The sequence below is a fragment of the Streptomyces sp. NPDC028308 genome, assembly GCF_055565855.1.
Window position 1 is genome coordinate 22,336 of the sequence record NZ_JBVHTO010000018.1, and the last position, 24,758, is coordinate 47,093.

The following is a 24,758-nucleotide window of genomic DNA, read 5'->3' on the forward strand; positions in this document are numbered from 1 at the left end:
CCGGCCAGTTCACAGCAAAGGAATGCAGACATGATGAACCTCGCTGCCGAGGTCTCCGGCTCGCTCGGTTCCATTGGCTACGGTCTCGCCGCGATCGGCCCCGGCGTCGGCGTCGGCATCATCTTCGGTAACGGCACCCAGGCCCTGGCCCGCCAGCCCGAAGCCGCCGGTCTGATCCGCGCCAACCAGATCCTCGGCTTCGCCTTCTGTGAGGCGCTCGCCCTCATCGGTCTGGTCATGCCGTTCGTCTACGGCACCTGATCCAACCGATCAGCGACAGCCCACTAGACGAAAGGCACTGACATGAGCCAGCTGCTCATTCTGGCGGCCGAGGAGAAGGAAAACCCCCTCGTCCCGCCGATCCCCGAGCTTGTCATCGGCCTGATCGCCTTCGTCATCGTCTTCGGCTTCCTGGCGTGGAAGCTCCTCCCGAACATCAACAAGGTTCTGGAGCAGCGTCGCGAGGCCATCGAGGGCGGTATCGAAAAGGCCGAGGCCGCTCAGACCGAGGCCCAGAGCGTTCTTGAGCAGTACAAGGCTCAGCTCGCCGAGGCTCGGCACGAGGCCGCGCGTCTGCGCCAGGAGGCGCAGGAGCAGGGCGCCACGCTCATCGCCGAGATGCGTGCGGAAGGCCAGCGGCAGCGCGAGGAAATCATCGCCGCCGGTCACACCCAGATCGCGGCCGACCGCAAGTCCGCAGCTCAGGCGCTGCGCCAGGACGTGGGCAAGCTCGCCACCGACCTGGCCGGCAAGCTGGTGGGCGAGTCCCTCGAGGACCACGCCCGGCAGAGCCGCACGATCGACCGTTTCCTCGACGAGCTCGAGGAGAAGGCCGAGGCCGCGCGATGAACGGAGCGAGCCGCGAGGCCCTGGCAGCCGCACGTGAGCGTCTCGACGCGCTGACGGACTCGACGTCCGTGGACGCGGCGCAGCTCGCCGACGAGCTGGCCGCCGTCACCGCGCTGCTCCACCGCGAGGTGTCGCTGCGTCGGGTCCTCACCGACCCGGCGCAGCCCGGCGAGGCGAAGGCCGAGCTGGCCCGGCGCCTCCTCGGCGCCCAGGTCAGCGGTACGACCGCCGACCTGGTGTCCGGTCTGGTGCGCTCCCGCTGGTCGCAGCCGCGTGACCTGGTCGACGCCCTGGAGGAGCTGGCGAGCATCGCCGAGCTCACCAAGGCGCAGCAGGCCGGCGCGCTCGACGACGTCGAGGACGAGCTGTTCCGGTTCGGCCGGATCGTCTCCTCGAACACCGAGCTGCGCGCCGCGCTGACCAACCGGGCCGCCGGCCGGGCGGCCAAGGGCGAGCTGCTGCGCAGCCTGCTCGGCGGCCGGGCCCACCCGGTGACCGAGCGACTGGTGACCCGCCTCGTGACCGTGCCGCGTGGACGTAGCCTGGAATCGGGACTGGAGTCCCTGTCCAAGCTCGCCGCCGCGCGCCGGGACCGCATGGTCGCCGTCGTCACCTCGGCGGTACCGCTGAGCGACGGACAGAAGCGGCGCCTCGGCGACGCCCTGGCCAAGCTCTACGGCCGCCGGATGCACCTCAACCTCGACGTGGACCCCGAGGTCCTCGGCGGGATCCGGGTGCAGGTCGGTGACGAGGTCATCAACGGCTCCATCGCGGACCGGCTCGAAGAGGCCGCCCGCCGCATGGCGAGCTGACAGCAACTTCATAAGCAAGAACGCAGTAGTCGCGGCCCTGGTTGGGCCGTTGCAGAGGATTCACCTCTTTCAGGGGGGATCCCAACCCCCCAAAGTGAAACTTCGGGCCCAACAAGGAGAGCAGGGAACCCAGATGGCGGAGCTCACGATCCGGCCGGAGGAGATCCGGGACGCGCTGGAGAACTTTGTCCAGTCGTACAAGCCGGACGCGGCCTCGCGCGAGGAGGTCGGTACGGTCACCCTTGCCGGCGACGGCATCGCGAAGGTCGAGGGTCTCCCCTCGGCCATGGCCAACGAACTGCTGAAGTTCGAGGACGGCACCCTCGGCCTTGCGCTCAACCTCGAAGAGCGCGAGATCGGCTGCGTGGTCCTCGGTGAGTTCAACGGCATCGAGGAGGGTCAGCCGGTCACCCGTACCGGCGAGGTCCTGTCGGTCGCCGTGGGCGAGGGCTACCTCGGCCGCGTCGTCGACCCCCTCGGCAACCCGATCGACGGCCTCGGCGAGATCGAGACCAGCGGTCGTCGCGCCCTGGAGCTGCAGGCCCCGGGCGTCATGGCCCGTAAGTCGGTGCACGAGCCGATGGAGACCGGCTACAAGGCCGTCGACGCGATGACCCCGATCGGCCGTGGCCAGCGTCAGCTGATCATCGGTGACCGCCAGACCGGCAAGACCGCCCTGGCCGTCGACACGATCATCAACCAGCGTGACAACTGGCGCACCGGCGACCCGAAGAAGCAGGTCCGCTGCGTCTACGTCGCCATCGGCCAGAAGGGCTCGACCATCGCCTCCGTGCGTGGCGCCCTCGAGGACGCCGGCGCGCTGGAGTACACGACCATCGTCGCCGCCCCGGCGTCCGACCCGGCCGGCTTCAAGTACCTGGCGCCGTACACCGGTTCGGCCATCGGTCAGCAGTGGATGTACGAGGGCAAGCACGTCCTCATCATCTTCGACGACCTCTCGAAGCAGGCCGACGCCTACCGCGCCGTGTCCCTGCTGCTCCGCCGTCCGCCGGGGCGCGAGGCCTACCCCGGTGACGTCTTCTACCTGCACTCCCGTCTGCTGGAGCGCTGCGCGAAGCTCTCCGACGACATGGGCGCGGGCTCGATGACCGGTCTGCCGATCGTCGAGACGAAGGCCAACGACGTCTCGGCGTTCATCCCGACCAACGTCATCTCCATCACCGACGGCCAGTGCTTCCTGGAGTCGGACCTGTTCAACGCCGGTCAGCGCCCCGCGCTGAACGTCGGTATCTCCGTCTCCCGAGTCGGTGGTTCCGCGCAGCACAAGGCGATGAAGCAGGTCTCCGGCCGACTGCGTCTGGACCTCGCCCAGTACCGTGAGCTGGAGGCCTTCGCCGCCTTCGGTTCCGACCTGGACGCGGCCTCGAAGTCCCAGCTGGAGCGCGGTCAGCGTCTGGTCGAGCTGCTCAAGCAGCCGCAGTACCAGCCGATGCCGACCGAGGACCAGGTCGTCTCCGTGTGGGCCGGTACCACCGGCAAGATGGACGACGTCCCGGTCGAGGACATCCGCCGCTTCGAGAAGGAGCTCCTGGAGCACCTGCACCGCAAGGAGCAGGGCCTCATGACCTCCATCAAGGAGGGCGGCAAGATGTCGGACGACACGCTGACCGCCGTCGCGGACGCCATCACGGAGTTCAAGAAGCAGTTCGAGACCTCGGACGGGAAGCTTCTCGGCGAGGACGCTCCGGCCGCCGCCAAGTGACGTAAGGAAGGGACCTGACTCATGGGAGCCCAGCTCCGGGTCTACAAGCGTCGCATCCGATCCGTCACCGCGACCAAGAAGATCACCAAGGCGATGGAGATGATCGCCGCCTCGCGCGTCGTCAAGGCGCAGCGCAAGGTGGCGGCCTCCACGCCGTACGCGACCGAGCTCACCCGTGCGGTCACGGCGGTCGGTACCGGGTCGAACACGAGGCACCCGCTGACCACGGAGGCGGAGACGCCGACGCGTTCCGCGGTGCTGCTCCTCACGAGCGACCGCGGACTGGCCGGCGCCTTCAACTCCAACGCCATCAAGGCGGCGGAGCAGCTGACCGCGCGTCTCGAGGCCGAGGGCAAGGAGGTCGACACGTTCATCGTCGGCCGCCGTGGTCTGGCCCACTACAACTTCCGCGAGCGCAAGGTCGTGGAGTCGTGGTCGGGCTTCACCGACGAGCCCTCGTACGCGGACGCGAAGAAGGTCGCGGGTCCGCTGATCGAGGCGATCGAGAAGGACACGGCTGAGGGCGGCGTGGACGAACTCCACATCGTCTACACCGAGTTCGTCTCGATGATGACGCAGACGGCGATCGACAGCCGGCTGCTCCCCCTCAGCCTCGAAGAGGTCGCGGAGGAGACGTCCACCAAGGGCGAGATCCTTCCGCTGTACGACTTCGAGCCGTCGGCGGAGGACGTCCTCGACGCCCTGCTGCCGCGGTACGTCGAAAGCCGTATCTACAACGCGCTGCTCCAGTCGGCTGCCTCCAAGCACGCCGCCACGCGCCGCGCGATGAAGTCGGCCACCGACAACGCGGGAGACCTGATCACCACGCTCTCCCGACTTGCCAACGCGGCCCGCCAGGCCGAAATCACCCAGGAAATCAGCGAGATCGTCGGTGGCTCCGCAGCCCTCGCCGACGCGACCGCGGGGAGTGACAAGTAATGACGACCACTGTTGAGACGGCCGTTGCCACGGGCCGCGTCGCCCGGGTCATCGGCCCGGTCGTCGACGTGGAGTTCCCCGTCGACGCGATGCCGGAGATCTACAACGCCCTGCACGTCCAGGTCGCCGACCCGGCGCAGGAGGGCGAGCTCAAGACGCTGACCCTGGAGGTCGCCCAGCACCTGGGTGACGGCCTGGTCCGCACGATCTCGATGCAGCCCACCGACGGTCTGGTCCGCCAGGCCCCGGTGACCGACACGGGCACGGGCATCACCGTCCCGGTCGGCGACTTCACCAAGGGCAAGGTGTTCAACACCCTCGGTGAGGTGCTGAACGTCGACGAGACCTACGACGGCGAGCGCTGGTCCATCCACCGCAAGGCGCCGAACTTCGACGAGCTCGAGTCGAAGACCGAGATGTTCGAGACCGGCGTCAAGGTCATCGACCTCCTCACCCCGTACGTCAAGGGTGGAAAGATCGGCCTGTTCGGCGGTGCCGGTGTCGGCAAGACGGTGCTCATCCAGGAGATGATCTACCGCGTCGCCAACAACCACGACGGTGTCTCCGTGTTCGCCGGTGTCGGCGAGCGCACGCGTGAGGGCAACGACCTCATCGAGGAGATGGCGGAGTCCGGCGTCATCGACAAGACCGCGCTGGTCTTCGGTCAGATGGACGAGCCCCCGGGCACCCGTCTGCGCGTGGCCCTGGCCGGTCTGACCATGGCGGAGTACTTCCGCGATGTTCAGAAGCAGGACGTGCTGTTCTTCATCGACAACATCTTCCGCTTCACGCAGGCCGGTTCCGAGGTCTCGACCCTGCTCGGCCGTATGCCCTCCGCGGTGGGCTACCAGCCGAACCTGGCCGACGAGATGGGTCTCCTCCAGGAGCGCATCACCTCGACCCGCGGTCACTCGATCACCTCGATGCAGGCGATCTACGTCCCCGCGGACGACCTGACCGACCCGGCCCCGGCCACCACGTTCGCCCACCTCGACGCGACGACGGTTCTCTCCCGTCCGATCTCCGAGAAGGGCATCTACCCGGCCGTGGACCCGCTGGACTCCACGTCCCGCATCCTGGACCCCCGCTACATCGCGGCGGACCACTACAACACCGCGATGCGCGTCAAGACGGTCCTGCAGAAGTACAAGGACCTTCAGGACATCATCGCGATCCTCGGTATCGACGAGCTGGGCGAAGAGGACAAGCTCGTCGTCCACCGCGCCCGTCGCGTGGAGCGCTTCCTGTCCCAGAACACCCACGTCGCCAAGCAGTTCACCGGCGTCGACGGGTCGGACGTGCCGCTGGACGAGTCGATCACCGCGTTCAACGCGATCATCGACGGTGAGTACGACCACTTCCCGGAGCAGGCGTTCTTCCTGTGCGGTGGCATCGAGGACCTGAAGGCCAACGCCAAGGAGCTCGGCGTCTCCTGACGTCGGCCCCGCAATCGTGGCGAGAGGGGGCGGGTGCGTCCCGCCCCCTCTGTCACGCCTACTAGACTTTGACCCAACACCCGGCAGCAACGCCGGGTGGTGACCCGAGGAGCCCACCTTGGCTGCTGAGCTGCACGTCGAGCTCGTCGCCGCGGACCGCAGTGTCTGGTCCGGCGAGGCCACCCTGGTCGTCGCGCGTACCACGTCCGGCGACATCGGCGTCATGCCCGGTCACCAGCCGCTGCTCGGTGTGCTGGAGTCGGGCCCGGTGACCATCCGTACGAACGACGGTGCGACGGTCGTGGCCGCTGTGCACGGCGGTTTCATCTCGTTCGCGGACAACAAGCTCTCGCTGCTGGCCGAGATCGCCGAGCTGTCGGACGAGATCGACATCCAGCGTGCGGAGCGGGCGCTCGAGCGCGCGAAGTCGGACGCGGACGCGTCCGCCGAGCGTCGCGCGGACGTCCGACTGCGTGCGGTGTCGGCTCGCTGACCCCAGCACGCACGTAATGACGTGACTCAGCCGCGGCCGGGACTGGAGCAATCCAGACCGGGTCGCGGCTGAGGCGATGCGGGTGCTTTTTTCCGTTCCGTTACCTGCTTTACCTAGGAGACGAGGAGGTCGGTGTCGATGGTCCTCGCTCTGACTGTGTGCGGGTTGGTAGTGGCGCTCGTGGTGGTGGGGCTGTTCGTCTTCGGTCTCCGCCGCCGGCTGATCCAGCGCTCGGGCGGAACGTTCGACTGCAGTCTGCGCTGGGACGTCCCCGACAAGAGCGACCCCAACGGCAAGGGCTGGAGCTACGGGGTCGCCCGCTACAACGGCGACCGCATCGAGTGGTACCGCGTCTTCTCCTACGCCCCCCGGCCGCGCCGCACCCTGGAGCGCTCGGCGATCGAGGTGGCCGGCCGCCGCGCCCCCGAGGGCGAGGAGGAGCTGGCCCTGCTGTCCGACTCCACCGTCCTCACCTGCCTGCACCGCGGTACGCGCCTGGAGCTGGCGATGAGCGAGGACGCGCTGACCGGATTCCTCGCCTGGCTGGAGGCGGCCCCGCCCGGCCAGCGCGTCAACGTCGCCTGACCTGATCGACCTGCCTGCCTGCCTGCCCGACCTGACCTCACCTGGCCCGGCGCCGGAGTGCGCGGCGCGCGGGTGTGTGCCGGGACGGGCCCCAAAGAGGTGCGCCGCGGACGGGCCCGGGGGCCTGTCCGCGGCGCGGAGTGCGTCAAGGACGCCAGGGTCAGTTGAGACCGCTGTTGATGGCGCTCACCAGCTCACCGTTGCCGGTGTCGCCGCTGAACTCCCAGAAGAACGCGCCGCCCAGGCCCTGGCTCTTGGCCCAGCTCATCTTCGAGCCGATGGTGGCCGGGGTGTCGTAGCTCCACCAGTTGGTGCCGCAGTGCGCGTACGCCGTGCCGCCGACGGTGCCGGTGGCAGGGCAGGACGTCTTGAGGACCTTGTAGTCCTCGATGCCCTGCTCGTAGGTCCCGGTCGCCGGGCCGGTCGCGGTGCCGCCGGGCGCGGACTGCGTGACGCCCGTCCAGCCGCGGCCGTAGAAGCCGATGCCGAGCAGGAGCTTGCTCGCCGGGACGCCCTTGGCCTTGAGCTTGGAGATCGCCGCGGCGGAGGTGAAGCCCTCCTTCGGGATGCCCGAGTACGAGGTCAGCGGGGAGTGCGGGGCGGTCGGGCCCGTCTTGTCCCAGGCGCCGAAGTAGTCGTACGTCATCACGTTGTACCAGTCGAGCGAGGCGGCGGCGCCGCCGTAGTCGGCCGCGTCGATCTTGCCGCCGTCGCTGCCGTCCGCGGTGATCGCGGCGGTGACCAGGTTGTTGGCGCCGAACTTGGTGCGCAGGGCGGAGGTGAGGGTCTTGATCGCCGCCGGGCCGCTGGTGTCGCAGGTCAGACCGCAGGCGTTCGGGTACTCCCAGTCGATGTCGATGCCGTCGAAGACGTCGGCCCAGCGCGGGTCCTCGACCAGGTCGTAGCAGGACTGCGCGAAGGCGGCCGGGTTCTTCGCCGCGTCGGTGAAGCCGCCGGACCAGGTCCAGCCGCCGAAGGACCACAGGACCTTGATGTTCGGGTACTTGGCCTTCAGCTGGCGCAGCTGGTTGAAGTTGCCGCGCAGCGGCTGGTCCCAGGTGTCCGCGACTCCGCTCACCGACTGGTCGGCGGTGTACGCCTTGTCGTAGTCGGCGTAGGCGTCACCGATCGTGCACTTGCCGCCCTGGACGTTGCCGAAGGCGTAGTTGATGTGCGTGATCTTCGCGGCGGAGCCGGAGGTGACGAGGTTCTTCACGTGGTAGTTGCGGCCGTAGACGCCCCACTCGGTGAAGTAGCCGAGCTTGACCTTGCTGCCGGTGCCGGGGCCGGGGTCCGTCCCGCCGCCCGTGGTGTGCACCTTGACCGCGCCGCTCACCGGTCCGGTCTGGTCGGCGGTGTCGCGGGCCTGGACGGTGTACGAGTAGTCGGTGCCGGCGGTGAGGCCGGTGTCCGAGTACGAGGTGGTGGTCACCGTGGCGACCTTGGCGCCGTCGCGCAGGACGTCGTAGTTCTTGACGCCCTTGTCGTCGGTGGCCGCGCTCCAGGAGAGCTTCACCGAGGTGTCGGTGACGCTGGAGGCGGTCGGGGTGCCGGGCGCCGAGGGGGCCGCGTCACCGGGGACGGTGGTGCCGTCACAACTGCCGCCGTTGAGCTTGCAGTTGGAGGGCGAGCCGGTGCCGGAGCCGTTGAAGCCGAAGGAGACGGAGGCGCCGGCGGCGAGCGTGCCGTTCCAGGACTTGTTCTTGGCGGTCCAGTGGGTGCCGGAGCTGGTGACGTCGGCGTCCCAGGCCGAGGTGACGGACGTCCCGGAGGGGAAGTCCCACTCGACGGTCCACGAGCTGATGCTGGTGGTGCCGGTGTTCTTGACGGTCCACTTGCCCTCGAAGCCCGAGCCCCAGTCCTGGGTCTTGGCGTAGGTGGCGGTGACCGAGGTGGCCGCCGAGGCGGGGCTCGCGAGCCCGACCAGCGCGGCGAACGGGAGCAGCAGGGTGGTGAGACCGGCGACGGCTCTGAGTCTGGCTCTCTGCCTGAAGCGCATGGTGCCTCTCCTCTTGATTCTGTTCGCCTCCGGGGCGCTGCGACCGGCGGCGGGGATGTCGTGGGCATGGCTAGGCGCAGTGCGGCGAGAATAGAAAGGTCTGGACCACGGGTCAATAGGTCTGGACCAGTGAGCTTGCGGCGGACTAGACGCCCAACTCCTGCGCGAGCACGGCCGCTTGGACCCGGCTGCGCAGCTCCAGCTTCCCCAGCAGGCGGCTGACGTGGGTCTTCACCGTCGCCTCGGCCATGTCGAGGCGGACCGCGATCTCCGCGTTGGACAGCCCGCGGCCGAGGCAGGACAGCACCTCGCGTTCCCGGCGGGTGAGCGAGTCGAGGACGGACGGGTCGGCCGCCGGCTCCCGTACGGGCCCGGCGCCGAACTCCGCGATCAGCCGCCGGGTGACGGCCGGGGCGATCAGACCCTCCCCGCGCGCCACCGTCCGCACGGCCTCCAGCAGGTCCCTGGCGTCCGTGTGCTTCAGCAGGAACCCCGCCGCGCCGGCGCGCAGCGCCCCGAACACGTACTCGTCGAGGTCGAAGGTGGTGAGCACGAGGACGTCGGCCAGCTCCTCGGCGACGACCCGGCGGGTGGCCGCGACCCCGTCGAGCAGCGGCATCTGGATGTCCATCAGGACCAGGTCGGGCCGCAGTTCCCGGGCGAGCGCCACGGCCCGCTCACCGTCTGCGGCCTCGCCGACCACCTCGATGTCGGGCGCGCTGCCCAGGATGAGGACGAGCCCGGCCCGTACGGCGGCCTGGTCCTCGGCGACGAGCACGCGGATCATCGGGTTCCTCCCTGGCCGAGGGGCAGTGTGGCGCGCACCGTCCAGACCGTCCCGCAGGAGGAGCCGGGCGACTCCTCCGGGCCCGCCTCGAAGGTGCCGCGCAGCAGGGCGGCCCGCTCGCGCATGCCGATCAGACCGGCTCCGGAACCGGGTGCCCGCGGCCCGTCCCGGTCGCCGTACGGGCTGGTCACCCACACGGTGAGCACGCCGTCGTGCTGCGCCAGCCCGACGGTGACCCGGCCCTCGTCGGCGTGCTTGAGGGCGTTGGTCAGGGACTCCTGGACGATGCGGTAGGCGGCGAGCCCCACCGGCGCGGGCAGGCCGTCCTCGTGCGCGGCCTCCAGCACGGCGTCGAGACCGTTGGCGCGGGCGCCCGCCACCAGCGCGCCGATCCCGTCCAGGGTCGGCGCCGCCGCCGGCTCCCGGCCGCCGCCGTCGTCGTGCCGCAGGATGCCGATGAGCCGGCGCATCTCGGCCAGCCCGTCGACGCTGTTCTCGCGGATGACGGCTAGGGCGTCCCGCGTGGTGCGGGGGTCGTCCAGGGAGAGCGCGGCCGTGGAGTGGATGGCGATCGCCGACAGGTGGTTGGCGACCATGTCGTGCAGTTCGCGCGCCATCCGGGCCCGCTCCGCGGTGACCGCCTGCACGCGGTCCTTCTCGGCCAGCAGCGCGGTCTGTTCGGCCCGCAGCCGCTCGGTGTCGGCGGCGTCCCGGTGGTTGCGGACGACCACGCCCGTCACGGCCGGGCCGAAGGACACGATCCCGGTCAGGAAGCCGACGAGCAGCGCCTCGGGCGTCCGCCACCAGGCGAGGAACCCGATCGTCGCCGCCACGGTGACCAGCCCCGTGGTGACGGGCAGCCGCCGGGCGGTGGCCGGACTGCCGTACAGCGCCGCCGCGTACATCAGGTCGGTGTACATCAGGACGGTCACGACGCTGCCCCGGGTGAACTGGTCGGCGACCAGCGCCAGGGTGCCGGCCAGCACGGCTGCCCGCGGTCTGCTCCGGCGCAGCAGTTCGAGGCCCGCCATCACGGCGAGCGGGACCAGTACCCACGGCCCGGGAAGGAGCCCGGTCCCGTTGGAGTACAGGCCGAACGCCCACACCAGTACGCCGCCGAGCAGCCCGGCGAGCGCGACGTACACGTCGAAGCGGTGCGGGCGGGGGAGCGGGGCGGCCATGACCTCCATCCAACACGGCGGGCGACCCCGGCGCGTGCTCCCGGCGGACGGTCCCGACTACATCGAAGGATGCAGTCGCACCTCGTCAGCGCCGACGACGCCCGGTCCCGCCGCGGACGGGAGCCTTGGGTGGTGAGGGAGAGGAGCGACCGTGGTCGTCGGACTGATCATCGCCTGTGAGGCCGGTTTCTGGGTGCTGCTGGCGGCCGGGCTCACCGCCCGCTACCTGCTGGGGCTGCGCCGGACCGGCCTTGCCCTGCTGCTGTGCGAGCCGCTGCTGGAACTGGTGCTGTTCGCGGTGACGGCCGTCGACCTGCGGCGGGGCGCCGAACCGGGCTGGGAGCACGGCTTGGCCGCCCTCTACCTCGGGTTCACCGTCGCGTACGGGCACCGCACGGTCCGGTGGCTCGACGCCCACGCGGCCCACCGCCTGGCCGGCGGACCGCCCCCGCCGAAGCCGCCCCGCTACGGCCTCGCGCGGGCCCGTCACGAGGGCGGGCTGTGGCTGCGCACCCTCGTGGCGGCGGCAGTCGCCTGCGCCCTGCTCCAGGGCGCGGTCGCCTACGTCGGCCAAGAGGGCGCCGAGCCCCTGCGCGCCTGGCAGGCGGTGGCGCTGCGGGCGGCCGGCATCCACGGCCTGATCGCGCTCACCTACCTGGTGTGGCCCAAGCGGCGCCCGGCGTCAGCGCTCCCCGCCCGGGACCCACAGGACGTCCCCGACTCCCTTGTTGGCCGTGCGGGCCAGGATGAACAGCAGGTCCGATAGCCGGTTGAGGTAGGTCGCCGTGAGCGGGTTCATCACCTCGCCGTGCACCTCCAGGGCCGCCCAGGTCGAGCGCTCGGCCCGGCGCACGACCGTGCACGCCTGGTGCAGCAGCGCCGCGCCGGGAGTGCCGCCCGGCAGGATGAAGGAGCGCAGCTTCTCCAGCCGCTCGTTGAAGCGGTCGCAGTCGGCTTCGAGGCGGTCGATGTAGAACTGCTCGACCCGCAGCGGCGGGAACTCGGGGTTCTCCACCACCGGTGTCGACAGGTCCGCGCCCACGTCGAACAGGTCGTTCTGGACGCGGGTGAGGACCTCGACGATCTCCTCCTCCAGCCCGCCGAGCGCGATCGCCGTGCCGAGGGCCGCGTTGGCCTCGTTGGCGTCCGCGTACGCCGAGATCCGCGGATCGGTCTTGGCGACCCGGCTCATGTCGCCGAGGGCGGTGGTGCCGGTGTCGCCGGTCCTGGTGTAGATGCGCGTCAGATTGACCATGTGGCCAGCGTAGTTACGCTCCGGCCCCGCGGAAGACCCGTGTGCCCACCGTCACGGCGCCCGCGGTCGGGCCGAGGGCCGTCAGGACGCCGGTGCTCAGGGGCGAGATGGGGGACCCGCTGAGGGGGAAGGCCCTCAACTACGCCGTACGAGCGGCGCAATGACCCATGCCGGTGTGATGTCCGTCAGATGAGACGTGACGCGCATTACTTACCGGTCACAGCGGCCCTCACGAGCGCTAGGGTCCGCCGGAGAGGCTACATAAACAGCGTGTTAAGGGGAGTCGGAGTGGCACGGAAGCTCGCCGTCATCGGAGCCGGACTCATGGGGTCCGGTATCGCCCAGGTCTCCGCGCAAGCGGGCTGGGACGTCGTTCTGCGTGACGTCACCGACGAGGCGCTGACCCGTGGCACCGACGGAATCAAGGCGTCGTACGACAAGTTCGTGAGCAAGGGCAAGCTGTCGGCCGAGGACGCCGAGGCCGCGCTCGGGCGCATCACCACCAGCACCGACCTCGACGCAGCAGCCGACGCCGACATCGTCGTCGAGGCCGTCTTCGAGAAGCTCGAAGTCAAGCACGAGATCTTCCGTACGCTCGACAAGCTCGTCCGCGACGACACCGTCCTCGCCTCCAACACCTCCGCCATCCCGATCACCAAGATCGCGGCCGTGACGGAGCGCCCGGAGCGCGTCGTGGGCGCCCACTTCTTCTCGCCGGTCCCGATGATGCAGCTGTGCGAGCTGGTGCGCGGCTACAAGACGAGCGACGAAACCCTCGCCACCACACGGGAGTTCGCCGAGTCCGTCGGCAAGACCTGCATCGTCGTCAACCGCGACGTCGCCGGCTTCGTCACCACCCGGCTCATCTCGGCGCTCGTCGTCGAGGCGGCCAAACTGTACGAGTCGGGCGTGGCCACCGCCGAGGACATCGACCTCGCCTGCAAGCTGGGCTTCGGCCACGCGATGGGACCCCTGGCCACGGCCGACCTGACGGGCGTCGACATCCTCCTGCACGCCACGAGCAACATCTACACCGAGTCGCAGGACGAGAAGTTCGCGCCGCCGGAGCTGATGCGCCGGATGGTTGACGCCGGTGACATCGGACGCAAGAGCGGGCAGGGCTTCTACAAGCACTGAATCCGTACGGCCCTTCCGGCCATCACCCCCCAGGGTGAATTCGGTATCGGTTCGCTTACAGACGGCAACCTCTGCGCCCTCAGGGCAGTCAGACGGTGCACACAGTCATACGCAGACAGACAGACGCGGAGTACGAAACGCACTCTCGGGGAGCGCATATGTACATCAGGGGCGACCACGCCGAGCTGGTCGTCGGGGGCCGCCTCGACGTCCGCAGCGCGGCGGACGCCCGCACGGTCCTGCACTCGGCCGTCGACGACGGAGCCGGCGACCTGGTGCTGGACCTGTCCGAGCTGGACTCCTGGGACGCCACCGGACTCGGCGTCATCATGGGAGCCCACCGACGCGCCGGGCGGTGCGGCCGACGGCTCGTACTCCGCGGCGTACCGGCACAGATGCAGCGCCTGCTGGTGGCGACCCGGCTGCACCGCATCCTCGCCATCGAGGGCGGCATCGGCGTCGAGTCGCTGCCCCGGGTCTGACACCACGTACGAAACGTCACCTCGCGCGCAATCCTCACGAAGCTGTGATGTCTCGGGCGGCGCGGTACCCCGGCTGTTCCTGGATACTGAGCGAAGGTTTAGGGTTCGCCTGCCCGCCGTCGGAACCCCTGGAGCGGGCACCGGACCAGAAGCGACAGCGCGGTGTGCACCAAGGCCGGGAGGGGCTCGGCACACGACGCTTTTGGGGGGCAGGACATCATGGACCCGAACACCCGGGAACCCGCAGAGTACGGTCATGACGACGACGGCCGGGCGCCTCGGCAGCGTCCGCCGCGCGAAGCGCTGACCTCCGACTTCGGCCAGCCCGTACCGGCGCTCGCCCGCACCGTCCAGCTCGTGACGGGCGACTTGCTGCTCACCGTCAACCCGGTCGACGGCAGCGAGATAGAGAACTACCCGCCGGGACAGCGGCCCCCGAAGCCCCCGAAACTCAGCGCCGACGAGCGCGCCGAACGCGACCGCGCCGCCCGGCCGCCCGTGCCGCCGGGACCCACGCAGGCCCGGCTGCCGCTCCTGGAGCGCCAGGAGGAGCGCGAGCGCCTCGTCCGGCTCCTCGCCCGCGGCCGCTCCGTACGCCTCACCGGCCCCGCCGGCTCGGGCCGCACCGCCCTCCTGGACGCCGTCGCCGACGACTGCGCCGACCTCGCGCCCGACGGCGTCGTCCGGCTCAGCGGCTACCGGCGCACGGCCGCCGACCTGCTGCACGACCTGTTCGCCGCCGTCCACGACGCCCCCCGGCACCGGCCCGGACGCGAGGAACTGCTCGGGCTCGTCCACGAGATCGGCGCGGTCGTCGTCCTCGACGACCTGGAGTTCGGCGGCAGCGCGCTGGACGAACTGCTCGACGCCACCCCCGAGTGCGCCTTCGTCCTCGGCGCCACGCCCGACGTCCCCGCGCCGTCCGCCGACTCCCTCCTCGAAGAGGTGTTCCTCGGCGGCCTCGACCGCGCCGCCAGCCTCGAACTCCTCGAACGCGCCGTCGGCCGCACCCTGACCGAGGACGAGTCGAACTGGGCCGGCGACCTCTGGTTCGAGTCCGAGGGACTGCCGCTGCGGTTCGTCCAGGCCGGCGCCCTGCTGCGGCAGCGCGACCGGCTGCGCGCCGGCCCCGAGGGCGCCGACGCCTTCGGCTACTACGAGGACGCCCCCGCCGACGCGCCCCTCGACGCCGAGGACGCGCCCGCCGTCCCGCTGCCCTCGCTCGCCGAGGGCGCCGCGCCCGCCGCGCTGCTCGCCTCCCGGCTCAGCGAATCGGCGCGCGCCACCCTGCGCTTCGCGGTCGCCCTCGGCGGAGAGGTGCCCCACCAGGCGCACCTGCCGGCCCTCGTGGGCGACACCCACGCCGACGCCGCCCTCGCCGAACTCGCCGGCTGCGCTCTGGTCTCCCCGGTCGGCTCCCGCTACCGGCTCGCGGCCGGCGTGCAGGCCCAGCTGGAGGCCGCCGGGTACGCCGACGACATCGAGGAGCACGCCCTCACCGCCGCCCGGCACTACACCTGGTGGGCCGGTCACCCCTCCGTCACCCCGGAGCGGGTCTGCGCGGAGGCGGACGCCGTCCTCGCCGCGCTGACCCTGCTGGTGCCCCTCACCACGGCCCCGCTGGACGACGAGGAGAGCGCCGCCGTCCACCTCGCCCGCACGGCCGCGCCCGCGTTCGCCGCCGGTCTGCACTGGAGCGCCTGGGAGCGCGCGCTGCGGTCCGGTGCCGAGGCGTCGCAGCTCGCCGGCGAGGTCCCGGATCAGGCCTACTTCCACCACGAGTTGGGCGTCCTCGCGCTGTGCGGCGGCCAGTTCGACCGCTCGCGCGCCGAACTGGAGGCGTCCATCGCGCTGCGCGGCGCCCTCGCCGACAAGCGCGGCACCGTCGCCGGCCGCCGCGCCCTCGCCCTGGTCGCCGACCGCTCCGGCGCCGGGCTTCCCGTCCTTCCCGCCGTCGCGGGCGACGAGGTGCCCGACGCACGGCACGAGGGGCCGGCGTCGCCCCCCGGCGGCGTACCGGCCGCTTTCGCGCTGCCCGCGCCGCCCGAGCCCTCGACCCTCGTGACCCAGCGGCCCGCCGCCACCGCGCCCGCCCGCCGGACCGCCGGCGTCAAGGGCCTGGTGAGCGGGACGCGCCGCAACCTGGTCGCCGCCGGCTCGGGCGCGCTCCTGGCCGCCGTGCTCGGCACGGTGGTGACCCTCGGCATGACCTCCGACAACAACGACGACCCGTCCGAGCGGGTGGGCGTCAACCCCACGACCAGCCAGGGCGCCGAGGACGACAGCCTCGGCGCCGACAAGGCCGACAAGGGTTCCGGGGACGCGGGCACGTCGAGCGAGCCGACCGATCCGGGCCCGGACGGCAGTTACGGGACGTCGGACGACCCGACGCCCTCCGACGCCGGCGAGCCCTCGGACGACCCGAGCGGCACGAAGGGGGCCACCCCGTCGAAGTCGCCGTCCAAGTCGCCCTCGAAGACGCCGTCGAAGACCCCGACCAGGACGCCCACCAGGACGCCGACCCGCACTCCGTCGTCCACGCCGTCCTCGACGCCGTCCGTGACGCCGAGCACGACCCCGTCGTCCTCGCCGGCCACCTCGAACTCCGCGAGCGGGCCCGCCGGCGGCGCGGACGGTGCTCCGCTGATGTGAGCCGGGAGCGCGACGGCACAAGGGCCGGGTCCGTCACGGACCCGGCCCTTCGTACCACCGGCGCGCGCCGGTGCCCGTTCCTAGAACAGCCGCAGCTTGTCGTCCTCGATACCGCGCAGCGCGTTGTAGTCCAGGACCGTGCAGCCGATACCGCGGTCCGTGGCCAGGACCCGGGCCTGCGGCTTGATCTCCTGGGCGGCGAAGATGCCGCGTACCGGCGCGAGGTGCGGGTCGCGGTTCAACAGCTCCAGATAGCGCGTGAGTTGCTCCACGCCGTCGATCTCGCCGCGCCGCTTGATCTCGATGGCGACGGTCTGGCCCTCGGCGTCGCGGCACAGGATGTCGACGGGTCCGATGGCCGTCATGTACTCGCGGCGGATCAGCGTGTAGCCCTCGCCGAGCGTCTCGATGCGGTCCGCGAGCAGTTCCTGGAGGTGCGCTTCCACGCCGTCCTTGATCAGGCCGGGGTCGACGCCCAGTTCGTGCGAGGAGTCGTGGAGGACCTCCTCCATCGTGATGATGAGCTTCTCGCCCGCCTTGTTGACGACGGTCCACACGCCGTCCTCGTCGCCTGAACCCTCCTTCAGCGTGCAGGGCGGCGACATCCAGTTGAGGGGCTTGTAGGCCCGGTCGTCCGCGTGGATGGAGACGCTGCCGTCCGCCTTCACGAGGATGAGGCGAGGGGCGGACGGGAGATGGGCGGTGAGCCGGCCCGCGTAGTCGACGGAGCACCGGGCGATGACGAGACGCATGGTCGGCAACGCTACTCGAAGGGCACCTGTGCACGCGATTCGCCTGCGTCCCCCCGGCCCCACCCGCCCCCCGAGGGCTTTCGAACACGCCTGTTTGCCCTGGAAACCCCGTGTTCGGTCCTGGCCGATTGTGTGCCTACCGGTCGCCCGCTGTGTGGGCATTCTCCTGGTGCCGCCCTCCTCCGTTGCTTACCGTATAAACGGGAGGTCGCGACGCGTGTACGCAGCGTGTCTGATGTCGCGGTCTTCCGCCCTGTCCGTCAACCCCCGTTCCCGCGGGGGTGCGAGAGGAGAACCCATGTCGCTCGACGTCTCACCGGCCCTACTCGAACAGGCCGAGCGAGGCGAGGTCGACGAAGCTGACTTCGTCGACTGCGTCCGGACCTCCCTGCCCTACGCATGGGAGATGATCAGCTCCCTGGTGGCCCAGCTGAAGGTGGACGGCGGCAACTTCGCCGACAACCAGACGCCGCCGCCGGACGAGCAGGCGCGTGGCCAGCTGCTCCGTGCGCTCGCGAGCGACGCGATACGCGGCGCGCTGCAGCGGCACTTCGGAGTGCGACTGGCCTTCCAGAACTGCCACCGGGTCGCGGTGTTCCCGTTGGACGCCACGGTGGACGACACGCTGGCACGCTTCACGTCGGTCCGCAGCCAGTTGCTGAACCAGTCGCCGGAGTTCCGGGACTGCTGACGCACTGAGCCGCACGGCTTGCCGCTCCGTACGCGGGAGGTGCATCTGTACCGGGGCGGCAAGCTCCCCGAACGACCGGGCCGCTCAGCCGAGGTGAGGGAGCACCTCGGAGCCGAGCCGTCGTACGTTCTCCTCGGTCGCCGCCAGATCCCCCGAGCCCTCGACCAGCAGGGCGAAGCGCGAGATGCCGGTGCGCTCCGAGGTCGCCGCGAGCCGGTCGGCGCACAGCCTCGGCGTCCCCACCGGGTGCAGCCCGCAGAGCAGTTCGGTGTACGCCCAGGGGTCCCGCATGCTGCGGGCGCGGCCGTCCACCGTCACATGCGCGTCCAGTCCCTGTTTCAGCCAGCCGGGCATCGCCTTGAGCAGCGTCTCCACCGCGTCGGAGCGGCGGTCGGCGATCTGGCAGACGCCCGCCGAGACGTGACCGGCGCCGACGACCTCCTCGGCCGGGCGTCCCGCGGCGCGTGCGTGCCGCCGCCAGAACGCGACCATTTCGGCCTTCTCCTCGTCGCCCACGTGCATCCCCAGGAGCATCGGCAGCCCGCGCTCGGCGGCGAGCCGGACACTGGCCGGCGAGGTGCAGGCGACGACCACCTCGGGGCCCGCCGCACCGCTCAGATCCTCCGAAGGCCGCGGCACGACCGGGACCTCGCGGAAGGCGAACCGCTCACCGGTGCCAGCGACGGACGGCTCGCGCAGCCAGCGCACCAGCAGATCGAGTGATTCCGGGAACCCCTTCTCGTACGCCTCCAGGCCCGCGCCGAAGACCTCCAGGTCCACCCAGGGGCCGCCGCGCCCGACGCCCAGCGAGAACCGCCCGCCGGACGTCACGTGCAGCAGCGCGGCCTGCTCGCCGAGGGCCACGGGGTGCACGGTGGGCAGCACGCTGACCGCCGTGCCGACCCGGATCCGGCGGGTGCGGCCGAGCAGCAGCGCGGCCAGCGTGACGGCCGAGGGGCACGTCCCGTACGGCACGAAGTGGTGCTCGGCCAGCCACACCGAGTCGAGTCCCGCCTCCTCCGCGACCTCGGCCGAGCGCACCGCGCGGTGCAGCGCCTCCCCCTGGCCCTGACCCGGGAACTGGGCCGCCAGTACAAAACTTCCTACGCGCATCGCACTCCTGCCTCCTTGGCACCGACGCGGAGCTTCCCCACCCGGCATAACCCCCTGACACGTGCCGAAGACACGGGTTGCCGGGGAGATTTGCGGATTGTCTGCAGATTGGGCCGGTCGATGGGGGTCGGAGGGGGTTGGTGGAGTACGCGTACCCCGGGCGCCCGCCGCGTAGGCTGGACGCGGCTCCTGCTCCCTGTATAGCTCCGTGAGGTGTCCTGTGTCCCCGCGTCGCAACCGTCCGAAGGGCGCCGGCTCGCCCGGCCCGAGCGGGTCCGCGGACCAGGACGAGCGGTCCGGCCGCTACGGGGGCTGGCAGTCCACGGAGAGCTGGCGCGGCGAGGAGTGGAGCGTACGGCACGTGGCGGGCGCGAGCGCCCAGGGCAAGACGTACCGCTGCCCCGGCTGCGACCAGATGATCCCCTCCGGCGTCCCGCACGTGGTGGCATGGCCCGAGCACTCGGGGGTGGACGAGCGGCGCCACTGGCACAAGGCCTGCTGGAACGCGAAGGACCGCCGCACCTCGCGGGTGCAGCGGTCCCGTAACGCGCCGAGGTTCTGAACCCCGTACCGCCTGGGCGGCCGTGGGCCTCAGACGTCGCGGCGCTCCAGCAGGACGAAGGCGCCCGCGATCGCCGCAGCGGTCACTCCGGCGAGCAGGCCGAGCTGCGCGGTGCCGCCGCCGCTCTCACCGTCCAGCTCGAAGATCTTCGCGAGGGCGTTGGGGGCGTTGTAGTCCATCATCTTCTCGCCGATGCTGCGCATGCTCTCGGACATCATCAGGAACGCGGGCATGATCGCCGGCACCAGCACGACACCCAGCATGGTGGTGATCGCGCCGGCCGAGTGCCGCAGCATCGAGCCGACGGCGAGCGCCAGCACCCCGAGCAGCGAGACGTACAGCGCGCCCTTGAGGACCGTGCCGCCCCACTCGTTGTCCGACGAACCGCCGTGCAGGCCCGACGTGGTCAGGCCGACCAGCCCGATGGCGAACGCGGAGACGACGAACGCGACCGCGAAGAAGATCAGCAGCTTGGCGGCGAGCACCCGGTGGCGCTGCGGCGAGGCCGTGAAGGTCGTACGGATCATGCCCGTGCCGTACTCGGACGAGACCACCAGGACGCCCAGCGTGATCAGGCAGATCTGCCCGAGCATCAGACCGAAGAAGGCCGGGATCGTGTACGGGACGTCGCTGTAGTCCGCGTCGCTCGTCTGGGCGGCCACCAGGAAACCGATGCCGATCACCAGCAGCAGGAACACGCCGAGCGTCCACATCGTGGAGCGAACCGACTTGATCTTCGTCCACTCGGAGGCGAGCGCGTGAACGAGGTGGGTCCGGGTGACCGGGATCGGCGAGGTGTACGAACCGCCCGGCCCCGCCTGCCAGTTGGGGGCGGGAGCGGTCTGCTGCGGCATCGGGGGCTGGGGCGTGCTCATCGGGAGTCCTCGCTGTCGCGCTTGTTCAGGTCGGGAGCGGCAGAGGGCGCGGCGGGTGCCGCGGAGGGCTGTGCGGGCGCCTGCGGGGCGGGCTGGGCGTACGGGTTGGGCTGACCCGGGCCGGGTGCCGCGGGGGCGCCGTACGGGCCCGCGGCGGGCTGTCCCTGGGGCATCGCGAACGGCTGGCCGCCCTGCTGGGGCGGCGGCGGCGCGTACCAGCCGGGCTGGCCCTGGCCGGGTACCGGCATCTGCTGCGGCGGCATGCCGGGCGGCAGGGCGCCCGGCGGCAGCTCCTGCTGGAGGCCCGCCTTCTGGTCGATGGTCGAGCGGTAGTCGACGGCGCCCTGCGTCATCCGCATGTACGCCTCCTCCAGCGACGCCTGGTGCGGCGACAGCTCCCACAGGCGTACGTCGGCGGAGTGCGCGAGGTCGCTGATGCGGGGGAGCGGCAGGCCCATCACCCGCAGCGCGCCGTCCTGCTCGGGCAGCACCTGGCCGCCGGCCTCGGTCAGCGCGGCCGTCAGCTTCTCGCGCAGCTGCGGCTCGGTGTCCGGGGTGCGGACCCGGGCGAAGTCGGCCGAGTTGTGCGAGATGAAGTCGCGGATGTTGGAGTCGGCGAGCAGCTGGCCGCGCCCGATCACGATGAGGTGGTCGGCGGTGAGCGCCATCTCGCTCATCAGGTGCGAGGAGACGAAGACCGTACGGCCCTCCGCGGCCAGGGACTTCATCAGGTTGCGCACCCAGAGGATGCCCTCCGGGTCGAGGCCGTTGACCGGCTCGTCGAAGAGCAGCACCTGGGGGTCGCCGAGGAGGGCGGCGGCGATGCCGAGCCGCTGGCCCATGCCGAGCGAGAAGCCCTTGGACCGCTTCCTGGCCACGTCCTGGAGGCCGACGACGCCGAGGACCTCGTCCACCCGGCGGGCCGGGATGCCGGAGAGCTGCGCGAGGCAGAGCAGGTGGTTGCGGGCGTGCCGGCCGCCGTGCACGGCCTTGGCGTCGAGGAGCGCGCCGACCTGGCGGGGGGCGTTGGGCAGCTTCCGGTAGGGGTAGCCGCCGATCGTCACCTGCCCGGAGGAGGGGTTGTCGAGGCCGAGGATCATGCGCATCGTCGTCGACTTGCCCGAGCCGTTGGGCCCGAGGAAGCCGGTGACGGCGCCCGGCCGCACCTGGAAGGAAAGGTTGTACACGGCCGTCTTGGCGCCATAGCGCTTCGTCAGGCCGACTGCCTCGATCATGCTCCGCACCCATCGAAAGGTTCAGGACGACGGGGCACACGCCCCCGTAAGGGTTAGGAGGATATCCGGGCGCCGGCGGTTCCACTCAAGAGACGGTAAAACGACGCAGGTCACGCGGGTGCGTCGTCAGCGAGGCGTGCCCATCCTTGTCAGGTACGTGTCGTTCCTGGTCAGCGGTGATCCGGAAGTGGACCATCCGATACGGGACGTCGGTACAGCACGCCAGGGCGTCAGGGCGTCAGGGCGTCAGGGCGTCACGCGTCCCGCTTCCTCAGCAGCACGTAGCCGCCGACGAGCGCCACCGCCACCCACAGCAGCATGATGCCGAGCCCGCCCCATGGGCCGTACGGGGTGTCGTCGTCCAGCGGGGTCACCACCCGCAGGATCCTGCTGCCCGCCTGGTCGGGCAGGAAGCGGCCGACCTTCTTGGTGGCGGACACGTTGCCGAGGATGGCGGAGATCAGGAAGAAGAACGGCATCAGGATGCCGAGCGAGAGCATCGGACTGCGCAGCATCGTCGCCACGCCCATCGAGAACACGGCGATCAGCGTCATGTAGAGGCCGCCGCCGATCACGGCCCGCAGGACGCCCGGATCGCTGATCGACGCCCTGAGCGAGCCCAGCGCCGCCTGCCCCAGGAAGAACGTCACGAAGCTGGTGAGGAGCCCGACCAGCAGCGCGAGACCGGTCGCCACGGCGATCTTGCTGAAGAGGAACGTGCCCCGCTGCGGCACGGCGGCCAGCGAGGTGCGGATCATGCCGGTGCTGTACTCGTTCGAGACGACCAGCACGCCGAACACGATCATCGCCAGCTGACCGAGGCTCATGCCGGCGAAGCTGATGAACGTCGGATCGAAGGACAGCCGGTCCCGCGCGCTCATGTCGTCGAACTCGTTCTTCGACAGCAGCGAGATCAGGATGCCGAGCGCCACCGTCACGACCAGCGCGAGACTGAGCGTCCAGACCGTGGACGCCACGGAACGGATCTTGGTCCACTCGGACCTGACGACCTGCGTCACCGCCATGCTCAGCCCCTCTTCCAGTCGCCGCCCCAGCCCTGCCGCGCGTCCGGCGGTGCCGGCGGCGGCGCCCCGGCCGGGTCCAGCGGGGTGTCGGCGTGCGCGTGGTACTCCACCGACTCCGCCGTCAGCTGCATGAACGCCTCCTCCAACGACGCCCGCTGAGGACTCAGCTCGTGCAGCACGAGCCGGTTCCGCGCCGCCAGCTCACCGATCTCCTCCGACCGCACGCCGTCCACCTCCAGCACTCCGTCGCCCACCTCCAGGACCGTCACCCCCGCCCGGTGCAGCGCGTCGAGCAGCTCCTCCCGGTGGGGCGAGCGGATCCGCACGTACGAGCGCGAGTTCTGCGCGATGAAGTCCGCCATGGACGTGTCCGCGAGCAGCCGGCCCTGGCCGATGACGACGAGGTGGTCCGCGGTGAGCGCCATCTCGCTCATCAGGTGCGAGGAGACGAAGACCGTACGGCCCTGCGCGGCCAGCGACTTCATCAGGTTCCGGATCCAGTGGATGCCCTCCGGGTCGAGGCCGTTGACCGGCTCGTCGAACATCAGGATCCGCGGGTCGCCCAGCAGTGCGCCCGCGATACCGAGCCGCTGCCCCATGCCGAGGGAGAACCCCTTCGCCTTCTTCCGGGCGACCGAGGTGAGCCCCACCGTGTCGAGCACCTCATGCACCCGCCCGCTCGGGATGCCGTTGCTCTGCGCCAGACACAGCAGGTGGTTGAAGGCACTGCGCCCGCCGTGCATCGCCTTGGCGTCCAGCAGGGCACCGATGTACCGCAGCGGATCCTTCAGCCGGTCGTAGCGCTGGCCGTCGATCCGGACGTCGCCCGAGGTGGGCCGGTCGAGCCCCAGCATCATCCGCATCGTGGTGGACTTGCCCGCGCCGTTGGGACCGAGGAAGCCGGTGACGATGCCCGGTCTGACGGCGAACGTGAGGTTGTTGACCGCCACTTTCTCGCCGTACCGCTTGGTCAGCCCCTCGAGCTCGATCATGCGGCCACCGTAGAACGGGCCCCCGGGGCCTGCCACCGCAGACGAGGTGCCCGGGTACGACGAAGGCCCGCGCCTCCGGAGCGGAGGCGCGGGCCCTGCTGTCGCTGTTCCTCGCTACCGGCTAGCGGGACTGCTGCGCCGGGACCCCACGCGAGATCGGCTCGTCCTCGGCCGGCGTGCCGGCCGCGGCCACCGCGGCGCCCGTGAGCGTCGCGAGCATCTCGCGGACGTTCGTGAGCTGCGCGTTGATCGAGTCGCGGCGGTTGGTGAGCGCCGCCAGCTCGCGCTCGGACTCCGAACGGATGCGGTCCGCCTTGGCGTTCGCGTCGGCCACGATGTCCTCGGCCTGGCGCTGAGCGGTCTCCACCGTCTGACGGGCGCGGCGCTCGGCGTCCGTACGCAGCTTCTCGGCCTCCAGGCGCAGCTGCTCCGCGCGGTGCTCGATCTCCGCGAGACGCTTCTCCGCCTTGGCCTGACGGGACGCGAGGTCGCGCTCCGACTGCTCGCGGCGCTTCGCCAGGTTCGTCTCGAAGTCCGCGGCAGCCTGCGCGGCCTTGGCGCGGGTCTCCTCGAAGAGGGCGTCCGCCTCCTCGCGCTTCGACTGCGCGTCCTTCTGCGCCTCGGAACGCAGCTGGGAGGCGTCGCTCTTGGCCTTCTCGACGATCCGGACGCCCTCGTCCTCCGCCTTGGCCTTGCGGTCCGCAGCGAACGATTCTGCGTCGTTGCGCACCTGCTGGGCCGCCGACTCGGCGAGCTCGCGGTGCTGCTCGGACGCGCGACGGGCCTCCTCGCGCAGGTCCTTCGCCTCCTCCTCGGCGAGGCGGAGGATCTTCTCGACGCGCGCGCCGAGACCCGCGTACGACGGCTCCGCGTCGCTGACCTGGGCCTGGGCGTTCTGCGTCTCGAGGTGGAGTTCCTCGATGCGCTTTTCGAGAGCAGTGATACGGGCCAGAGCGCTGTCACGGTCGGAGACGAGCTTCGAAATGCGTTCGTCCACCTGAGCGCGGTCGTACCCACGCCGCACAAGCTCGAAGCCGTAGGGGGAAGTGTCGCTCATGGGGTTCCTGTCGAATGAGACCGGTGAGGTGATAGAGGGAATCCTAGGGGCCAAAGCGGTGTGTCATCGAGCGGATACGTGTTTGATCTGGAGAATGACACTCCTTTCGGGTGGCTACCTGCCGGA

25 protein-coding genes are annotated in these 24,758 nt (G+C 70.8%); 14 read left to right on the plus strand and 11 right to left on the minus strand.

Features of this window, described 5'->3' with window-relative positions:
• The first annotated feature begins 30 nt into the window (after positions 1 to 30).
• From atpE to ACZ4VA_RS35535, 8 genes are all read left to right on the plus strand, one after another.
• On the plus strand, positions 31 to 261 hold the full coding sequence (gene atpE / locus ACZ4VA_RS35500) for an ATP synthase F0 subunit C (RefSeq protein ID WP_355780514.1): 231 nt from the start codon (positions 31 to 33) through the stop codon (positions 259 to 261).
• 42 nt (positions 262 to 303) lie between these two features.
• Positions 304 to 849, plus strand: a complete 546-nt coding sequence (locus ACZ4VA_RS35505) for a F0F1 ATP synthase subunit B (protein WP_356169416.1) — start codon at positions 304 to 306, stop codon at positions 847 to 849.
• Entirely contained in the window at positions 846 to 1,661 is an 816-nt protein-coding gene (locus ACZ4VA_RS35510) for a F0F1 ATP synthase subunit delta (protein ID WP_468084032.1), read from the plus strand. The genes ACZ4VA_RS35505 and ACZ4VA_RS35510 overlap by 4 nt, the downstream gene beginning before the upstream one ends.
• 133 nt (positions 1,662 to 1,794) lie before the next feature.
• On the plus strand, positions 1,795 to 3,384 hold the full coding sequence (gene atpA / locus ACZ4VA_RS35515; RefSeq protein ID WP_355780506.1) for a F0F1 ATP synthase subunit alpha: 1,590 nt from the start codon (positions 1,795 to 1,797) through the stop codon (positions 3,382 to 3,384).
• Between the two features lie 21 nt (positions 3,385 to 3,405).
• Entirely contained in the window at positions 3,406 to 4,323 is a 918-nt protein-coding gene (locus ACZ4VA_RS35520) for a F0F1 ATP synthase subunit gamma (RefSeq protein WP_355780503.1), read from the plus strand.
• Positions 4,323 to 5,759 (plus strand): F0F1 ATP synthase subunit beta, encoded by a 1,437-nt coding sequence (gene atpD / locus ACZ4VA_RS35525; RefSeq protein ID WP_355780499.1) that lies wholly within the window; start codon positions 4,323 to 4,325, stop codon positions 5,757 to 5,759. The genes ACZ4VA_RS35520 and atpD overlap by 1 nt, the downstream gene beginning before the upstream one ends.
• A 118-nt stretch (positions 5,760 to 5,877) precedes the next feature.
• On the plus strand, positions 5,878 to 6,252 hold the full coding sequence (locus ACZ4VA_RS35530; RefSeq protein ID WP_356169420.1) for a F0F1 ATP synthase subunit epsilon: 375 nt from the start codon (positions 5,878 to 5,880) through the stop codon (positions 6,250 to 6,252).
• A 138-nt stretch (positions 6,253 to 6,390) separates the two neighbouring features.
• A complete protein-coding gene (locus tag ACZ4VA_RS35535; protein ID WP_355785602.1) occupies positions 6,391 to 6,837 on the plus strand; it encodes a DUF2550 domain-containing protein in 447 nt (148 codons plus the stop codon).
• 160 nt (positions 6,838 to 6,997) lie between these two features.
• Here ACZ4VA_RS35535 and ACZ4VA_RS35540 read toward each other — a convergent pair whose 3' ends face one another.
• From ACZ4VA_RS35540 to ACZ4VA_RS35550, 3 genes are all read right to left on the minus strand, one after another.
• Positions 6,998 to 8,836, minus strand: a complete 1,839-nt coding sequence (locus tag ACZ4VA_RS35540; protein WP_389390438.1) for a glycosyl hydrolase family 18 protein — start codon at positions 8,834 to 8,836, stop codon at positions 6,998 to 7,000.
• A 145-nt stretch (positions 8,837 to 8,981) separates the two neighbouring features.
• A complete protein-coding gene (locus ACZ4VA_RS35545; protein WP_356169426.1) occupies positions 8,982 to 9,623 on the minus strand; it encodes a response regulator transcription factor in 642 nt (213 codons plus the stop codon).
• Entirely contained in the window at positions 9,620 to 10,804 is a 1,185-nt protein-coding gene (locus ACZ4VA_RS35550; RefSeq protein ID WP_468084036.1) for a sensor histidine kinase, read from the minus strand. The genes ACZ4VA_RS35545 and ACZ4VA_RS35550 overlap by 4 nt, the downstream gene beginning before the upstream one ends.
• 151 nt (positions 10,805 to 10,955) lie before the next feature.
• Here ACZ4VA_RS35550 and ACZ4VA_RS35555 point away from each other — a divergent pair, with 151 nt between their 5' ends.
• Entirely contained in the window at positions 10,956 to 11,570 is a 615-nt protein-coding gene (locus ACZ4VA_RS35555; protein WP_356169432.1) for a hypothetical protein, read from the plus strand.
• Here ACZ4VA_RS35555 and ACZ4VA_RS35560 read toward each other — a convergent pair.
• Entirely contained in the window at positions 11,487 to 12,059 is a 573-nt protein-coding gene (locus ACZ4VA_RS35560) for a cob(I)yrinic acid a,c-diamide adenosyltransferase (RefSeq protein WP_356169434.1), read from the minus strand. The genes ACZ4VA_RS35555 and ACZ4VA_RS35560 overlap by 84 nt on opposite strands.
• 288 nt (positions 12,060 to 12,347) lie before the next feature.
• On the opposite strand from ACZ4VA_RS35560, the gene ACZ4VA_RS35565 reads away from it, so the two are divergent.
• The 3 genes from ACZ4VA_RS35565 (at position 12,348) to ACZ4VA_RS35575 (ending at position 16,330) form a co-directional block, all read left to right on the plus strand.
• The gene (locus tag ACZ4VA_RS35565) at positions 12,348 to 13,196 is read left to right on the plus strand and encodes a 3-hydroxyacyl-CoA dehydrogenase family protein (RefSeq protein WP_355792605.1); all 849 of its coding nucleotides are present in this window, start codon (positions 12,348 to 12,350) and stop codon (positions 13,194 to 13,196) included.
• Between the two features lie 158 nt (positions 13,197 to 13,354).
• On the plus strand, positions 13,355 to 13,678 hold the full coding sequence (locus ACZ4VA_RS35570) for an STAS domain-containing protein (protein WP_037624916.1): 324 nt from the start codon (positions 13,355 to 13,357) through the stop codon (positions 13,676 to 13,678).
• A gap of 219 nt (positions 13,679 to 13,897) precedes the next feature.
• Complete coding sequence (locus ACZ4VA_RS35575) at positions 13,898 to 16,330, plus strand: ATP-binding protein (RefSeq protein ID WP_468084040.1); 2,433 nt, start codon at positions 13,898 to 13,900, stop codon at positions 16,328 to 16,330.
• Between the two features lie 80 nt (positions 16,331 to 16,410).
• On the opposite strand, the gene nucS is transcribed toward ACZ4VA_RS35575, so the two are convergent.
• On the minus strand, positions 16,411 to 17,082 hold the full coding sequence (gene nucS, locus ACZ4VA_RS35580) for an endonuclease NucS (protein WP_355791422.1): 672 nt from the start codon (positions 17,080 to 17,082) through the stop codon (positions 16,411 to 16,413).
• A gap of 298 nt (positions 17,083 to 17,380) precedes the next feature.
• Here nucS and ACZ4VA_RS35585 point away from each other — a divergent pair, with 298 nt between their 5' ends.
• Complete coding sequence (locus ACZ4VA_RS35585) at positions 17,381 to 17,773, plus strand: SCO5389 family protein (RefSeq protein ID WP_355791419.1); 393 nt, start codon at positions 17,381 to 17,383, stop codon at positions 17,771 to 17,773.
• A gap of 84 nt (positions 17,774 to 17,857) precedes the next feature.
• On the opposite strand, the gene ACZ4VA_RS35590 is transcribed toward ACZ4VA_RS35585, so the two are convergent.
• A complete protein-coding gene (locus ACZ4VA_RS35590; protein ID WP_356169440.1) occupies positions 17,858 to 18,886 on the minus strand; it encodes an LLM class flavin-dependent oxidoreductase in 1,029 nt (342 codons plus the stop codon).
• A 220-nt stretch (positions 18,887 to 19,106) separates the two neighbouring features.
• Here ACZ4VA_RS35590 and ACZ4VA_RS35595 point away from each other — a divergent pair, with 220 nt between their 5' ends.
• Positions 19,107 to 19,448, plus strand: a complete 342-nt coding sequence (locus ACZ4VA_RS35595) for an ATP/GTP-binding protein (RefSeq protein WP_355791413.1) — start codon at positions 19,107 to 19,109, stop codon at positions 19,446 to 19,448.
• A 29-nt stretch (positions 19,449 to 19,477) separates the two neighbouring features.
• Here the strand turns inward: ACZ4VA_RS35595 and ACZ4VA_RS35600 are convergent, their stop codons facing one another.
• The 5 genes from ACZ4VA_RS35600 to ACZ4VA_RS35620 form a co-directional block, all read right to left on the minus strand.
• A complete protein-coding gene (locus ACZ4VA_RS35600; RefSeq protein ID WP_468084043.1) occupies positions 19,478 to 20,323 on the minus strand; it encodes an ABC transporter permease in 846 nt (281 codons plus the stop codon).
• Positions 20,320 to 21,558 carry an ABC transporter ATP-binding protein gene (locus tag ACZ4VA_RS35605; RefSeq protein ID WP_356169443.1) on the minus strand — a complete coding sequence of 413 codons (1,239 nt, stop codon included), beginning with the start codon at positions 21,556 to 21,558 and terminating at the stop codon, positions 20,320 to 20,322. Before ACZ4VA_RS35605 ends, ACZ4VA_RS35600 begins: the two co-directional genes overlap by 4 nt.
• Positions 21,559 to 21,812: 254 nt before the next feature.
• Positions 21,813 to 22,583, minus strand: coding sequence for an ABC transporter permease (locus ACZ4VA_RS35610; RefSeq protein ID WP_356169445.1), 771 nt, complete (start codon positions 22,581 to 22,583; stop codon positions 21,813 to 21,815).
• Between the two features lie 2 nt (positions 22,584 to 22,585).
• Entirely contained in the window at positions 22,586 to 23,575 is a 990-nt protein-coding gene (locus ACZ4VA_RS35615; RefSeq protein WP_356169448.1) for an ABC transporter ATP-binding protein, read from the minus strand.
• A 121-nt stretch (positions 23,576 to 23,696) separates the two neighbouring features.
• Positions 23,697 to 24,632 carry a coiled-coil domain-containing protein gene (locus ACZ4VA_RS35620; RefSeq protein WP_121406020.1) on the minus strand — a complete coding sequence of 312 codons (936 nt, stop codon included), beginning with the start codon at positions 24,630 to 24,632 and terminating at the stop codon, positions 23,697 to 23,699.
• Positions 24,633 to 24,758: the final 126 nt, after the last annotated feature.

What these genes read in the sequence shown, in the direction of transcription:
- atpE (WP_355780514.1), top strand. Translation starts at nt 31, where the DNA reads ATGATGAACCTCGCTGCCGAGGTCTCCGGCTCGCTCGGTTCCATTGGC.
- ACZ4VA_RS35505 (WP_356169416.1), top strand. Translation starts at nt 304, where the DNA reads ATGAGCCAGCTGCTCATTCTGGCGGCCGAGGAGAAGGAAAACCCCCTC.
- ACZ4VA_RS35510 (WP_468084032.1), top strand. Translation starts at nt 846, where the DNA reads ATGAACGGAGCGAGCCGCGAGGCCCTGGCAGCCGCACGTGAGCGTCTC.
- atpA (WP_355780506.1), top strand. Translation starts at nt 1,795, where the DNA reads ATGGCGGAGCTCACGATCCGGCCGGAGGAGATCCGGGACGCGCTGGAG.
- ACZ4VA_RS35520 (WP_355780503.1), top strand. Translation starts at nt 3,406, where the DNA reads ATGGGAGCCCAGCTCCGGGTCTACAAGCGTCGCATCCGATCCGTCACC.
- atpD (WP_355780499.1), top strand. Translation starts at nt 4,323, where the DNA reads ATGACGACCACTGTTGAGACGGCCGTTGCCACGGGCCGCGTCGCCCGG.
- ACZ4VA_RS35535 (WP_355785602.1), top strand. Translation starts at nt 6,391, where the DNA reads ATGGTCCTCGCTCTGACTGTGTGCGGGTTGGTAGTGGCGCTCGTGGTG.
- ACZ4VA_RS35540 (WP_389390438.1), bottom strand. Translation starts at nt 8,836, where the DNA reads ATGCGCTTCAGGCAGAGAGCCAGACTCAGAGCCGTCGCCGGTCTCACC.
- ACZ4VA_RS35545 (WP_356169426.1), bottom strand. Translation starts at nt 9,623, where the DNA reads ATGATCCGCGTGCTCGTCGCCGAGGACCAGGCCGCCGTACGGGCCGGG.
- ACZ4VA_RS35550 (WP_468084036.1), bottom strand. Translation starts at nt 10,804, where the DNA reads ATGGCCGCCCCGCTCCCCCGCCCGCACCGCTTCGACGTGTACGTCGCG.
- ACZ4VA_RS35560 (WP_356169434.1), bottom strand. Translation starts at nt 12,059, where the DNA reads ATGGTCAATCTGACGCGCATCTACACCAGGACCGGCGACACCGGCACC.
- ACZ4VA_RS35570 (WP_037624916.1), top strand. Translation starts at nt 13,355, where the DNA reads ATGTACATCAGGGGCGACCACGCCGAGCTGGTCGTCGGGGGCCGCCTC.
- ACZ4VA_RS35575 (WP_468084040.1), top strand. Translation starts at nt 13,898, where the DNA reads ATGGACCCGAACACCCGGGAACCCGCAGAGTACGGTCATGACGACGAC.
- nucS (WP_355791422.1), bottom strand. Translation starts at nt 17,082, where the DNA reads ATGCGTCTCGTCATCGCCCGGTGCTCCGTCGACTACGCGGGCCGGCTC.
- ACZ4VA_RS35585 (WP_355791419.1), top strand. Translation starts at nt 17,381, where the DNA reads ATGTCGCTCGACGTCTCACCGGCCCTACTCGAACAGGCCGAGCGAGGC.
- ACZ4VA_RS35590 (WP_356169440.1), bottom strand. Translation starts at nt 18,886, where the DNA reads ATGCGCGTAGGAAGTTTTGTACTGGCGGCCCAGTTCCCGGGTCAGGGC.
- ACZ4VA_RS35600 (WP_468084043.1), bottom strand. Translation starts at nt 20,323, where the DNA reads ATGAGCACGCCCCAGCCCCCGATGCCGCAGCAGACCGCTCCCGCCCCC.
- ACZ4VA_RS35605 (WP_356169443.1), bottom strand. Translation starts at nt 21,558, where the DNA reads ATGATCGAGGCAGTCGGCCTGACGAAGCGCTATGGCGCCAAGACGGCC.
- ACZ4VA_RS35610 (WP_356169445.1), bottom strand. Translation starts at nt 22,583, where the DNA reads ATGGCGGTGACGCAGGTCGTCAGGTCCGAGTGGACCAAGATCCGTTCC.
- ACZ4VA_RS35615 (WP_356169448.1), bottom strand. Translation starts at nt 23,575, where the DNA reads ATGATCGAGCTCGAGGGGCTGACCAAGCGGTACGGCGAGAAAGTGGCG.
- ACZ4VA_RS35620 (WP_121406020.1), bottom strand. Translation starts at nt 24,632, where the DNA reads ATGAGCGACACTTCCCCCTACGGCTTCGAGCTTGTGCGGCGTGGGTAC.